This window comes from Streptomyces sp. NBC_01478, from assembly GCF_036227225.1.
Taxonomy (GTDB): domain Bacteria; phylum Actinomycetota; class Actinomycetes; order Streptomycetales; family Streptomycetaceae; genus Streptomyces.
The window spans coordinates 10,682,423-10,695,317 of record NZ_CP109444.1; the positions used below are offsets into that span (position 1 = coordinate 10,682,423).

Genomic DNA, 12,895 nt, shown 5'->3' on the forward strand with positions numbered 1-12,895 from the left:
TCAGTTGCCCGGGTTGCACGCCTCCCGGCGTTCACGGCTTGGAGTCCGTGTCCTCGTCCGGGGAGAAAAGATCCTCGATCGGTTCGCCGAACACGGCGGCGATCTTGAACGCGAGCGGCAGGCTCGGGTCGTAGCGGCCCGTTTCGATGGCGTAGACCGTTTGCCGGGAGACGCCGAGGCGGTCGGCGAGGTCAGCCTGGCTCCAACGACGCATCGCCCGCAGTTCCCTGAGCCGGTTCTTCATCGGGTTCGCGGGGTCTTGAACAGCAGGGCTGCGATCCAGATCAGGATGCTCACGATGAAGCTGATCTGGACCAGCTGCCGCAGGTCGCCCACGCCGGCTGCCTGGAGAAGCCCGACGGTGTGGATCGACATGACCAGCACGCCGAACCCGATCGCCAGAGCCTCGAGCTGGCAACGGCGCTGGTACTCGTCGGCGCGGCGCAGGCTCCTGATCACGGCCCGGACGACCCACAGCGCCGGCGTGAGATTCAGCAGCGACCAGAACAGTTTCCATGAGCCCGCCGAACCGAAGAGGCCGAACTCCGAGATCAGGCTGAGCAACACGAGGCCGATGACGGCCGGCAACCAGTCGAGGAACCAGGCGCGGGCGCGGACTATGTCGCTTCGGCTCTGGCGGTTCTCCTGCGATTTCTCCATGCGGCAAACGTAAAGGTGACTTGTCTTAACGTCAAGGGTCCTTGTCACGCGGCGGCGGACGTGAGCATCGACCACCACCCCTGAGCCTCCGCGCGCCGCACGAAATAGCCCGGAGCGTGCCGACGCTCTCACTCACCGTCGTGCCAGTGCAGCCACGCCTGGTCGTTGCCGACCAGTGCCAGCCCGGGAAGTGGCGCAGTCGCTGCGGCCACCCAGCACCCCCAGGCGGTCCCCACGCGACGACGGTGCTGTTATGAAACTTGATGCACCATTCTGGGATTCCCTCGTGTTCGCCGGGATCGACGACGTGGACGTCGAGGGGGTGACCTCTGCCTTCGGCACCGTCGATGTGGTGGCGAGAGGCCGGGCGGCCGAGGCGGCATGTCCGGACTGCGGTCGATTCTCGGACCGGGTGCACGACTGCTATCAGCGCAGGTTGAAGGATCTCCCGCTCGGTGAGCAGAGCGTCGTGATCCTGTTGACAGTCCGGCGTTTCATCTGTGGGGCGGCTGACTGTCGGCGCCGCACGTTCGCCGAGCCGTTCACGCAGTTGACCGCCCCGTACTCACGGTTCACCACTCGGCTCAACCACGTCCTGGAGCGAGTCGGGCTCGCGCTGGCCGGACGGGCCGGCGCCCGGCTGGCCGCCCAACTGGGCTTCGGCGCAGGACGGATGACCTTGTTGCGCAGGGTCATGTCGCTGCCCGATCCGCAGTTCAGCACGCCGCGCGTGCTGGGCGTGGACGACTTCGCGATCCGCCGGGGTCAGACGTACTCCACCGTTTTGACCTGCGGAGAATCCCATCGCGTGGTCGACGTGCTCCCCACACGCGAAGCGGGGCCGCTGGCCGGGTGGCTGACCAGCCACCCGGGCGTGGAGATCATCTGTCGGGACCGGGCAGGTGCCTACGCCGAGGGTGCCCGACGCGGCGCCCCCGAAGCTCTCCAGGTTGCTGACCGGTTTCACTTGTGGCAAGGCCTCGGCCGTGCAGTGGAGACCTGTGTCGCCGCCCACCGTGAGTGTCTGCGCGCTCCGACGTCGCCCGAGCCGTCGAACGTTGACACGCTGCAAGGCGACGCGGGCCTTCCCGACCCGGATCCTGTCGGCCGACGGGCCGAGCGCAAGAAGGCCGCACACGCCCTGGTCCACGAGTTACTCGCCCAAGGCCACTCCCGCCGGGCGATCACCCGGCACCTGGGCTGGGGTCTCAACACGTGCTCCGGTACGCGGCCGCCGCACGCTGGCAGGACACCTTCCGCGAGAACAGGCCCCGGCCCAGCAGGCTGGATCCCTACAAGCCCTACTTGGAGCGACGGTTCGCCGCGGGATGCACAAGCGTCACCCAGCTGCACAGCGAACTGCTTGCCGAGGACGCCCCCGTCACCTACGCCATGGTCCGCGCCCACATCGCCAACCTGCGCACCGCCCCGCCAGGCACACCACCCCCGCCACCGACGGTGCGGCAGGTGATTGGCTGGCTCACCCGCCACCCCACGGCCCTGAGCGAGGAGGACCGCGCAGATTTGAAGGACGTCCTGGCGCGCTGTCGCGAACTGGACACGGCAGCCGGGCATGTCCGCGACTTCGGCGAGATACTCACCGGCCGCCTCGGCGGCAGACTCCCTGCCTGGATCGACGCCGTCGCCGTCAGTCAACTGCCCGGCCTCACCGGCTTCGCGCTCCACATGCTCCGAGACCTCGGCGCCGTAACCGCTGGGCTCACCCTGGAGTGGAGTTCCGGCAGCACCGAGGGCGCCGTCAACCGCATCAAGAAGATCAAGAGGCAGCTCTACGGACGAGCCGGATTCGAACTACTCCGCAAGATGATCCTGCTTCAGTAACGCTCCGCGACCGCTCCCCAAGATCTGTGTCAGAACCCAGAACTCGCCTACAACTGGAGTCGACTCACCTACAAAGCCACATCTCGCCTTCCCGTCGACCTTTTGTCATCAAAAGGGTGCTCCGGTCGGGGGCATGGGTGGTGGAATGGCCGACAGCCGCCGTCCGGGCTGGTGAGCACGGACGGCGGCTGAGAGCGCGAAGGCAGCGCCGGATTCCCCCTCCCGTCGCCGTCTCGCGCTGACCGTCCTCACCACCCGTCCGGGATGCGCGGGAGTACATCCCGGTCTCGAAAAAGGCTGGGGAGGACGAAGGGCTGGAGCCGCGTTGTCGGCGATGCGGCTCCAGCCGCTCACAGTGGTCGGACAGTCACTGCGACCCGGGGGCTGGGGGCCGAAAGAAGCGGACCGGTAGCCCGCCGCCGACCGGAGCAGGCGAAACGTGCGAAGGCCCTGCCGGGGAGCCTATACCGGGTCCGGGCAATGAGGGCAGCACGCGATTCAGTCGATGCCGGGAAAGACGGCGGGACGCATTGGTGATCTTCATACCGGGAGCTGGTGGGGGTTCACTGTCCATCCTCCAGTGCGTCTTCCAGAGTGGCGACGGGCTCGAAGAGGGTGAGGAGCCCGGCGGCCTTGAGGATCCGCAGGTGCCAGGGCCGGACACAGACCACTGCCAGGCGGCCGTCGCGTTCTAGGGCCCGGCGTTGGGTCCGGCAGAGCAGACCGAGCGTGGAGCAGTCGAGGAATTCCACCGGCCGCAGGTCCACGACCACACGGACACCCGACCGGATGGTCGCGGCATCGGTATGCGCCTGAATCTCAGGGATGCTGCTCAAGTCGATAATTCCGTGGAGCTCGACCACGGTGACACCGCGGAGAAGGTAACTGCGCGCGTGCCGGCCCGGCACCAGCAGCTTCCCCGGAACCGGGTGATTCCGGCGCTGCCCCGAAGGCGTATTCGTCTCCTGGATGCCCATGGCGGTTCCTGACGTGGGACCCCCTCTGTAGGGGAGTTCGCGGTCGTCGGACCGTCACCGGGGACTGGGGCAACGCCCCACCACCGTAGGAACACAGCGGATGCAGAAACGTCCACGCACCCGATCCTTCACTCGTGCGAGCGGTAGTCATGTCGCAGCATTGACAGGCCGGCCTGCTCATGAAGCCTGGGCGAGGTAGTGCGGGGTGGTGTCGCGCCGTTCGGCGGGACGGGCCGTGCGGCGGGTGAGGCGCCTGGTCATCAAGGTGATGGCCGCTCAGGTGATCAAGGATTCGCTCATCTCGGGGAGGCATTCGTAATCCCGGCAGTGACGGCGGGCCCTCATGATCCACGACCAGCGCCGGATCCGGGAGGGCTCGTCCAGCGGAGTAGCGCCGATCGCCTCGAAGCGCTCGGTGTCGTCCCCGATGGACGCGAGGATGCGGTGGACCTTGTGGGAGACGCCCCGACAGCGCCGCTCCTCGGGCCAGCGGTGGGCGGTGAACCGGCAGTTGCGGACCGTACTCAGTGCCAGACCGAGATCGTCGGCGTAGGTCTGCAAGGAGGCTTCTACGCTGAACAGGTCCTCACCCGGGGCCGGATGGGCGCCGCCGAGCGGCTGCATCGGCTCGATCTCCAGCGCGTGGTCCCCGATGGTGAACTGGATGCGCTGCATCTGCCTGACCAGTTCCCGGTCGCTGGCAATGATCTGCTCGTAGCGCTCGCGGGTTATGTGGCCGATCGTCGCGGTGGTCATGACGCCTCACCATCTCTCACGGGCAAGGGTCCGGCAGACCGGACCTCCGGCGACAACACCCCGGCCCAACTCCCGCCAGAGTCAACCTGTTTCGAGATCCAACACCAGCAATGACAGCAACTGACCATTCGAAAGCGGAACGGACACATGAACCGTTCACCAAAGCGTTTATCCCAACGCTTGGACGAACGCTTCCTCCGAACCACCCACGCCCTGCGGCGGCACCAGGCCGAGCAGTACACCGCACTGCTGCGGTGATCCACCCCGGCCATCCAGACCGCCCCGCACACCGGACACACCCGCCGCAACCGGCGCCACTGCCTGGAACGACACACCCCGAGCAGAACACCGCCCGCGGCCCGGCGCCCGGACTCAGCCAGTCACCGCAGCCCGGACAACGCCGCCCGCGTACAGGCCCGTTGATCTCGGCCACCAAACCAGACTGGACCCACCCAAAGATCCATACCGGAGGTTGAGAAACGGGCACTCAGGCATCAGGCGGCACGGTCTCGAACTCCTTCTCCACGTGCCCGGTGTCCAATCGCAGCCGCCAGGCGTTCCGGCGGTGCGCGGCGGCCAGTTCGGCCTCCAAGGGGGACGGCGGCACAGCGAGGACGGGACAGGTGGCGTGCGCGAGGCAGTAGCGGCCGACCGACGGCCACAGGGCGCGGTGCAGGCGACCGCGAGGTCCGGCGCCGATGACGAGGAGGTCGTCCTCGCGGTCGGCGATCTCGACCAGCGCCCGGCCCGGGGAACCTCGGACAACTAGGGCCTCCGCCGCAAGTCCCGTGCCCGTGCTGCCGAACACGTCAACGAGCGCCGCGACCAGCCGCTCCCGCGCCAGCCGTTTCCACTCCTCGACCAGGTAGGACGCAGCCGGTGAACGACGTGCGGAGAGATCCCCGCCGGGCGGCTCCCAGGCCAGCACCGGCCACAACTCGGCACCCCTGTGCCGTGCTTCGTCGGCGGCCCGGCACAGGGTGGTAAGACTGCTCACGGAGCCGCTCACTCCGACCACGACACGAGCGGCTGAGGGTGAGTCGGACTCGGACATCACTTCACCGTTCTCCACGCGCCGGCGGTCGGTTCCCGCCGACGATCCTCATCGGAACGCCTCCCATCCCACTCCTCGGCGAGGCATTCGAAAAGCCCACGGACCACTTCTTGGCGCCCCTCTGACGGACGCCGCCCGGGCCGCTCACCAGGCACGTCAGCATCTCGTCAACGTCGTCCCGTTCACCGTCAGCATCCCGTCAGGACAGGTCCGCCGACCCCCGTGGGCGGGCATAACGTCGTTGTCGAGCCCCGGTCCGCCTCCCCGCGTCCGGGGCACTTCAGCTCCTCCTGGAGGCATCCCATGAAAGAACTCGTCTACGGCGAAGACCCCGAGCCCTGGGATCGGTTCCCGGCCGGGCTCCTGTTCGTCCCGGTCCGGCCGGGCCTCTCACGATGCGCGGCCCGCTTCTTCCGCACCCCCCTCGGCGACCGCACGGCCGTCGGCTTCACCTCCCTGCGGAGGCTGACCGCGACGCTAGGTCCCGACCAGGCGTGGATCTGCCTCGCCGCGCCCGCGCTGCGCGCCCTCACCGCACCGCTCGGCGTCATCATCGTCACGGTCGACCCCCAGTTCACCGCCCCGGCGCCTACACCGGTCGGGTCAGCCGTCCCCGAATCGGCCTCGACTGCCCCGAGCCTGCGAGTCAGTTGAGAACCGGCTGAGACCGGCTGAGAAGAGAGCACCAGTCGATGACCACCCTTCACGAACCCGCCGTCCCTTCCACCTCCGTCGAGCTGTCGGTGTGGCCGGCCTCGACCGCCGAGCCCCGACCGGGCGACCTGGCCGTGGGCGGCGTATCGCTCGCGGAGATCGCCGACCGCTTCGGCACCCCCGTCTACGTCCTCGACGAGAACGAGGTCCGCGACCGCTGCCGTACCTACCGGAACGCCTTCCCCGAGGCCGAAGTCCTGTACGCGGCAAAGGCGTTCCTGTGCCGGGCCATGGTCCACTGGATGGAAGAGGAGGGTCTCGGCCTCGACGTCTGCTCCGCCGGCGAACTGGAACTCGCGGTCACCACCGGCTTCCCGCCGGAGCGGATGGTCCTGCACGGCAACGCCAAGTCCCCACGGGACCTGGAGACAGCCCTCCGCCTCGGCGTGGGCCGCATCGTCATCGACAGCCCGTCTGAGATCGCGCGGCTGGCCGCCGCCGTAGGCCCCGGGGGCCACCAGAAAGTCATGGTCCGCGTGGTGCCCGGCATCAGCGCCGGCGGCCACGAGAAGATCCGCACCGGCACGGACGACCAGAAGTTCGGCCTGTCCATCTCCGACGGCTACGCCCAGCACGCCATCACCCGCATACTCGATCAGCCACAACTCGAACTGACGGGCCTGCACTGCCACTTGGGCTCGCAGATCACGAGCGTCAAGCCGTACCTCGCCGCCATGCGCCGCATGGTCGGCCTCATGGCCAGACTGCGCGAGCAACACGGCCTGGTCCTGCCCGAACTCGACCTGGGCGGAGGCCACGGCATCGCCTACCGCCCCGGGGACGAGGCCCTCGATCTGACCACGCTGGCCCGCAGGGTGCGCACCGAGCTCGCCGAGGCGTGCGCCGCGGCCCGGCTCCCCGTGCCGCGCCTGATCATCGAACCGGGGCGTGCGATCGCCGGCCCGGCAGGCATCGCGCTCCACCACGTGCTGGCCGTGAAGCGCACGGGCGACCAGCTGTTCGTCGCGGTGGACGGCGGCATGAGCGACAACCCGCGGCCGGCACTGTACGGCGTGCGGTACGCACCACGCCTCATCGGCCGGCACAGCACCGCCGACCCGGCCCGAGTGACCGTCGTGGGCCGGCACTGCGAGGCCGGAGACATCCTGGCCGCCGAAGTCGAACTCCCCGACGACGTACGCCCGGGAGACCTGCTCGCCGTGCCGGTGTCCGGCGCCTACCACCTCTCCATGGCGTCCGGCTACAACCTGCTCGGCCGCCCACCGGTGGCCGCCGTACGCGACGGCCACGCCCGCCTCCTCGTACGCCGCGAGTCCCCGGACGACATCCGCAGCCGCGACGTGGGCCTGTAGCTCGCAGTGCTTCCCGCGTCGGGCTGTGGACCGCGGAAGGGCTTCAACGCTGCTCCAACTCCCCGATCCGGGCCACGGTCGCTCCACTCTTCGGGCACACCCACACCGCCGTGTCCGCCACGACCGTCGCCGTCAGCGGATGCGTGTCCGGGTGATCCGGGCAGCGCGGCCAGACCGCCGGTGCGCCCTCGGACCACAGCGCCTCCACCGCCCATTCCTGGACCTGATCCGCGAGGTTCGACAACTGCTCCGCCGCGGTGCCGCCCAGCGGCGAAGTGAAACCCTGGCCGGTGCCGTCCGGGGCGTGGAGCATGATCCCGTAGCTGTCGTCCACGCGGATGCGCGGCTGCACCGCGCACTGCGCCCGGAGGTCCCGCAGGACCGTCTCCAGGGCTTCGGAGATTTCCACGTCCGTCATGGCTTCCACTATGCCGCTGACCGGACGAGCGGGGGACGCCGAGGCGGGGAAGGAGCTGGTCCGGCGTCCTGTGAGGATGGGGCGGGGCTACCGACCGGCTGCCCTTGATGCGTACGAAGGAGCAGTTCGGGTGCCGCAGCAGCAGCGACCGCAGGGTCCGGTCGAGCGGATGGAACACCATCAGGTCGCGATCTACCTCGCGGCGATGGCTGTGGGCGCGCTGCTCGGCTGGGTCGCCCCCGCGGCGGGCCCGGGACTGGAGCACGCCATCAACCCGGTGCTCGGGGCGCTGTTGTTCGTCACCTTCCTCCAGGTCCCGGCTGCCGAACTGGTCCGCTCGTTGCGCGACGGTCGCTTCCTGTCTGCCGCGCTGGTGGTGAACTTCGTGGTGGTGCCGCTGATGACCGCCACCCTGCTGGTCGTGGTCGCCTCCCAGGTCCCCAAGCTCGGCGACAGGTTCGCCGACGTAGCGTCGGTCATTCCCTTCTACGTCGTCTTCCTGCTGGTCATGGCGCTCGCCGGCAGAGCGGTGGCCCGCGTCTTCCGTCTCGAACCCCCGGCCGGCCGCGCGATCGTCTTCACCGGCGCCACCCGTAACTCCCTCGTCGTCCTGCCGCTCGCCCTCGCCCTGCCCGACGACCTGGCCGTCGCGGCGGTCGTCGTGGTCACCCAGACCCTGGTGGAGGTCGTGGGCATGGTCACCTACGTCCGCCTGGTGCCCCGGCTGATCCCCGAACGGACCGGGCAGCCGGACGGGTTGCCCGCCCTCTCTCGCAGGTGATGGGGGTGTGCCGTGCGTCTGGCGTCGGCCAGGTGCAGGCGTGCCCGGCGGGCCTCGTCCTGCCCGAGGTCGGCGCACCGGCCTTATTTGCGCATTGACGCAACAAGGGGCACACTCTTGGGGTCGGGTCCTGTGCGTGCGCTGAGCGCGGACGGGGCACAGCCACATCACGGATCGGAGGCAGCCATGGGTGCCGACCCTCCTAGTCCGCGCTGCCTCCTGGGTACTCGCTGACTTTCGTACACCTGGGCCGTCGGCCCTGGTTCTCCCGCGCCGGTCGCGGCCCCCGTCCCGCCGAGGCGACGGTCGGCCCGCAGGCGCACACCCCTTCCTTACCTGTCTTTCCCATGCTGCGTGGGTGAGCCCCGCTCTGCCGTCGGCGCGTCCGTCGCGGCCGGGTCATGGCGGCGTGCCCAGAGTGTGGGCGGAGGTCTCCCGTGATGTCGTTCCGTACGGACACCAAAACCCCTGAGCCGTCGCCGACGGCGACGCGCACGCCCCTGGTCGCGCGGCTGCCGGGGCGTCTGTCGCAGTTCTCCTGGGTGGACGCGGCGGTCGCCGCAGCCGTGCTGGTGACCTTGTATGTCGTGCTGCGCGTGGGCCACGGCACCACCGTTGCCTTCAGTACCCATCAGAACGTCCACGTCGACACCGATCCGGCCCGGCTCCCCTATGACGCGGCGCGCTCGCTGCTGCGTATGTTCGTCGCGCTGGCCCTGTCGGTCGTGTTCACGTTCGTCTACGCCTATGCCGCGGCGAAGAGCAGGCGGTTGGAGCGGATCCTGATCCCGGCGCTGGACATCCTCCAGTCCGTCCCCGTGCTCGGCTTCCTCACCGTGGCGGTGACCGGGTTCATCGCCCTCTTCCCCGGCTCGATGCTGGGTCTGGAGTTCGCGTCGATCTTCGCGATCTTCACCTCGCAGGCGTGGAACATGACGTTCGGCTTCTACTACTCCCTCACCTCCCTCCCGCGTGAACTCGACGAGCTGTCACGGTCGTTCGGCTTCACGCGGTGGATGCGGTTCTGGAAGGTGGAGGTGCCGGCCGGGATGATCGGCCTGGTCTGGAACGGCATGATGAGCTTCGGCGGCGGCTGGTTCTTCCTGGTCGCCTCGGAGGCCATCAGCGTCAACAACCAGCAGTACGCCCTGCCCGGCGTCGGCTCCTACGCGGGCGCCGCCATCACCGACGGCGACCTGGGCAAGGTCGGCTGGGCCATCCTCACCATGGCGGTCATGGTCATCGGCGTGAACTTCCTGTTCTGGCGTCCGCTGACGGCCTGGGCGGAGAAGTTCAAGAACGAGCAGTCCGAGGCGAGCGAGGTACAGCGCTCCGTCGTCCTCGACTTCCTGCGCCGCTCGCACTGGCCGCAACTCCTCGGGCGGGTACTGCGCCCGGTCGGCCGTGGGCTGAGCGCGGCGGGCCGGGTCCTGGGCCGCGACGACCGGCCGCTCGCCGTGGACCACAGCCGGCAACGCACTGGCGACGTCGTCTTCGCCGTCATCGCGGGCGGCCTGATCCTGTGGGGCCTGGCCGATCTCGGCAACTATCTCTACGACCGCACCGGCCTCGGCGTGTTCGGCGAACCGCTGCTGCTCGGACTGGCCACGCTGGCAAGGGTGTTGGTGCTGGTCGCGCTGGCCACGGTGATCTGGGTGCCGATCGGCGTGAAGATCGGCTTCTCGCCCCGGCTGACCCGCATCGCCCAGCCGGTGGTCCAGGTGCTGGCGTCCTTCCCCGCCAACTTCCTCTTCCCCCTTGCCGTGTGGTTCTTCCTGCGGACCGGCCTGTCCATCAACGTCGGCGGCACGCTGCTGATGGCGCTCGGCGCCCAGTGGTACATCCTGTTCAACTCCATCGCCGGCGCCATGGCCATCCCCTCCGACCTGCGCGAGGCCATGGACGACCTGGGCGTGACCGGCTGGCAGCGCTGGAAGCGGCTGATCATCCCGGGAATCTTCCCCTCTTATGTCACCGGCGGGATCACCGCCTCCGGCGGCGCCTGGAACGCCTCGATCGTCTCCGAGGTCGTCACCTTCGGCGGTACGACGCTGACGGCCACCGGCCTGGGCGCGTACATCGCGAAGGCCACCGAGAGCGGCGACTACCCGCACCTGATCGCCGGGGTCGCCGTGATGAGTGTCTACGTCGTCGCCCTGAACCGGCTGCTGTGGCGCCGCCTGTACCGGCTGGCCGAAGCGCGCTACTCCCTCTGAACTTCCCTCTTCCTGAACGTATTTGGAGCACGTCATGGTGCTGAACATCCTGCGCAACCTCCGCGCCGACCGGGCCGCCCGGGCCGGCCTCGCCCACCTCACCGCCGAGCGGTCCCGCCCTGCCGACGGCGAACTGCTCCTGGAGACAGTCGGGTTGACCAAGTCCTACGCCGGGGCCGACGGCGAACTGCCCGTCCTGTCCGGCATCGACCTCCAGGTCCGCGCCGGTGAAGTCGTCGCCCTGCTCGGCAAGTCGGGCTCGGGCAAGTCGACGCTGCTGCGCTGCATGGCCGGTCTGCTGCCGGTCAGCTCCGGCACCGTCACCTACAAGAACACCCCGCTCACCGGCGCCAACCCCGGTACGGCCATGGTGTTCCAGACCTTCGCCCTGCTGCCCTGGCTGACCGTGCAGCAGAACGTCGAACTGGGCTTGGAGGCCAAGGGAGTTCCGGCCGCCGAGCGGGCGGACGCGGCCCGGCACGCCATCGACCTGATCGGCCTGGACGGCTTCGAGTCGGCGTACCCGAAGGAGCTTTCCGGCGGAATGCGCCAACGCGTCGGATTCGCAAGGGCGTTGGTCGTCGAACCGGACGTACTGATGATGGACGAGCCGTTCTCCGCCCTCGACGTCCTGACCGCCGAGAACCTGCGCGGCGAGCTGATGGAGCTGTGGGAGTCGGGCCAGTTCCCGACCCGGGCGATCGTGTTGGTCACCCACAACATCGAGGAGGCCGTACTGATGGCCGACCGGATCGTCGTCCTCGGCGCCCGGCCCTACGGCACGATCCGCGAGGTCTTCGAGGTCGGCCTGGACCGGCCCCGCGACCGCAACTCGGCGGCCTTCGAGGACCTGATCGACCGCGTCTACCGCACCATGACCGGACGGCACAAGGAGGGCCGCACCCCTGGTCGGGCAGAGCCGATCGAGCTGGAGAAGCGCACCGCGGCCAACACCCCGCTGCCCACCGCGAGCGTGGACGGGCTGTCCGGCCTGGCGGAGATGATCGCCCACAGCGGCGGACGGGCCGACCTGGCGGACCTCGCCGACGACCTCGGCCTGGAGATCGACGACATCCTGCCCCTCGTCGACGCCCTCGACCTCCTCGGCTTCGCCGCCGTGCACGGTGACGACCTGCTGCTGACCGACACCGGTTCCGAGTTCGCCGGCGCCGACGTGCAGAAGTCCAAGAGCATCTTCGCCCAGGCGGCAGTCAACGCGCCGCTGGTGCGGCTGATCACCAGCAGCCTGCGCCAGAACCCGGACGGCACCCTGCGCGCCGGCTTCTTCCGCGACGTGCTGGCCCACCACTTCACCAGCGAGCAGGTCACCCGCCAGCTGGAGACGGCCACCGACTGGGGCCGTTATGCCGAGTTGTACTCGTACGACGCCGAGCCGCAGGAGTACCGGCTCGACGAGAACGACACCGCACGGGCTGTACGGAGGGGGTAGACCGATGAACACGTTGCACTTCGCCACCGGCCTTGGCGCCGGGTTGTCCTCAGGCGCGCTCATCGGCATCGAGCGGCAGTGGCGCCAGCGGATGGCCGGTCTGCGCACTCACACGCTCGTCGCGACCGGCTCGGCGCTCTTCGTTCTGCTGTCCAGCTCCTTCGGTACCGGCGACCCCAGCCGGGTGGCCGCCCAGGTGGTCTCCGGCATTGGCTTCCTCGGCGCGGGTGTCATCATGCGCGACGGAGTGAACGTCTCCGGCATCAACACCGCGGCCACGCTGTGGTGTTCGGCCGCCGTGGGTTCGCTCGCCGGGGCCGGACTGCCCGGTTACGCACTCGCCGGGGCGGCCGCGATCGTCGCTGTGAACACCGCCGTACGCGGGCTGGCCCAGCGCTTGGACCGCCAGCCTGGCTCAGGCGAAGAGGTGCCGACGCCGTACTGCGTGGAGGCCGTGGTGTCGGCCTGCGACGAGGCCCACGTCCGCACCCTGCTCGTGCAGGCTCTGCTGGAGGCCGGTTCCGCCAGCCGCCTGCACGCGGTCGCCTCCACCAGTGACGGGGACGACGGCCAGGTCCTGATACGTGCCGAGATCACCTCCGCCGGCGCCGACAGCACGCCGGTGGAGAGCGCGGTCGCCCGCATCAGTATGGAACCGGCCGTCGTCTCCGCCCTGTGGCGGCAAACGGTCGTATGAGGACTGGGAGTTCGGTG

The 12,895-nt window shown here is 69.2% G+C and carries 13 protein-coding genes and 1 pseudogene; 8 read left to right on the forward strand and 6 right to left on the reverse strand.

Going from position 1 to position 12,895, the window contains the following annotated elements:
* Positions 1–31: 31 nt before the first annotated feature.
* Together OG223_RS47390 and OG223_RS47395 are read right to left on the reverse strand one after the other, a co-directional pair.
* A complete protein-coding gene (locus tag OG223_RS47390) occupies positions 32–244 on the reverse strand; it encodes a helix-turn-helix transcriptional regulator (RefSeq protein ID WP_033327906.1) in 213 nt (70 codons plus the stop codon).
* Positions 241–660: a hypothetical protein gene (locus tag OG223_RS47395; protein WP_329263290.1), complete on the reverse strand. Its 420-nt coding sequence runs from the start codon at positions 658–660 to the stop codon at positions 241–243. The genes OG223_RS47390 and OG223_RS47395 overlap by 4 nt, the downstream gene beginning before the upstream one ends.
* Before the next feature lie 253 nt (positions 661–913).
* On the opposite strand from OG223_RS47395, the pseudogene OG223_RS47400 reads away from it, so the two are divergent.
* Together OG223_RS47400 and OG223_RS47405 are read left to right on the forward strand one after the other, a co-directional pair.
* A pseudogene (locus OG223_RS47400) lies at positions 914–1,633 on the forward strand (ISL3 family transposase); the annotation flags it as partial.
* A 242-nt stretch (positions 1,634–1,875) separates the two neighbouring features.
* Positions 1,876–2,502, forward strand: coding sequence for a transposase (locus OG223_RS47405; RefSeq protein WP_329263292.1), 627 nt, complete (start codon positions 1,876–1,878; stop codon positions 2,500–2,502).
* A 563-nt stretch (positions 2,503–3,065) separates the two neighbouring features.
* Here OG223_RS47405 and OG223_RS47410 read toward each other — a convergent pair.
* From OG223_RS47410 to OG223_RS47420, 3 genes are all read right to left on the reverse strand, one after another.
* On the reverse strand, positions 3,066–3,479 hold the full coding sequence (locus OG223_RS47410) for an STAS domain-containing protein (RefSeq protein ID WP_329263293.1): 414 nt from the start codon (positions 3,477–3,479) through the stop codon (positions 3,066–3,068).
* A 276-nt stretch (positions 3,480–3,755) separates the two neighbouring features.
* Positions 3,756–4,235, reverse strand: coding sequence for a DUF6192 family protein (locus OG223_RS47415; RefSeq protein ID WP_329263295.1), 480 nt, complete (start codon positions 4,233–4,235; stop codon positions 3,756–3,758).
* Positions 4,236–4,722: 487 nt separating this feature from the next.
* Positions 4,723–5,289, reverse strand: a complete 567-nt coding sequence (locus OG223_RS47420) for a universal stress protein (RefSeq protein ID WP_329263296.1) — start codon at positions 5,287–5,289, stop codon at positions 4,723–4,725.
* Positions 5,290–5,592: 303 nt separating this feature from the next.
* Between OG223_RS47420 and OG223_RS47425 the strand changes: the two genes are divergently transcribed.
* Positions 5,593–5,943, forward strand: a complete 351-nt coding sequence (locus OG223_RS47425) for an SAV_915 family protein (protein WP_329263298.1) — start codon at positions 5,593–5,595, stop codon at positions 5,941–5,943.
* 38 nt (positions 5,944–5,981) lie between these two features.
* Positions 5,982–7,316 (forward strand): diaminopimelate decarboxylase, encoded by a 1,335-nt coding sequence (lysA, locus tag OG223_RS47430; protein WP_329263299.1) that lies wholly within the window; start codon positions 5,982–5,984, stop codon positions 7,314–7,316.
* A 43-nt stretch (positions 7,317–7,359) separates the two neighbouring features.
* Here lysA and OG223_RS47435 read toward each other — a convergent pair whose 3' ends face one another.
* Entirely contained in the window at positions 7,360–7,734 is a 375-nt protein-coding gene (locus OG223_RS47435; protein ID WP_329263300.1) for a hypothetical protein, read from the reverse strand.
* 169 nt (positions 7,735–7,903) lie between these two features.
* Here OG223_RS47435 and OG223_RS47440 point away from each other — a divergent pair, with 169 nt between their 5' ends.
* The 4 genes from OG223_RS47440 (at position 7,904) to OG223_RS47455 (ending at position 12,878) form a co-directional block, all read left to right on the forward strand.
* Positions 7,904–8,515 carry a hypothetical protein gene (locus OG223_RS47440; protein WP_329265844.1) on the forward strand — a complete coding sequence of 204 codons (612 nt, stop codon included), beginning with the start codon at positions 7,904–7,906 and terminating at the stop codon, positions 8,513–8,515.
* A 440-nt stretch (positions 8,516–8,955) separates the two neighbouring features.
* Positions 8,956–10,731 carry an ABC transporter permease gene (locus OG223_RS47445; protein WP_329263301.1) on the forward strand — a complete coding sequence of 592 codons (1,776 nt, stop codon included), beginning with the start codon at positions 8,956–8,958 and terminating at the stop codon, positions 10,729–10,731.
* A 34-nt stretch (positions 10,732–10,765) separates the two neighbouring features.
* A complete protein-coding gene (locus tag OG223_RS47450; RefSeq protein WP_329263302.1) occupies positions 10,766–12,181 on the forward strand; it encodes an ABC transporter ATP-binding protein in 1,416 nt (471 codons plus the stop codon).
* A gap of 4 nt (positions 12,182–12,185) precedes the next feature.
* Complete coding sequence (locus tag OG223_RS47455; RefSeq protein WP_329263303.1) at positions 12,186–12,878, forward strand: MgtC/SapB family protein; 693 nt, start codon at positions 12,186–12,188, stop codon at positions 12,876–12,878.
* Positions 12,879–12,895 lie beyond the last annotated feature (17 nt).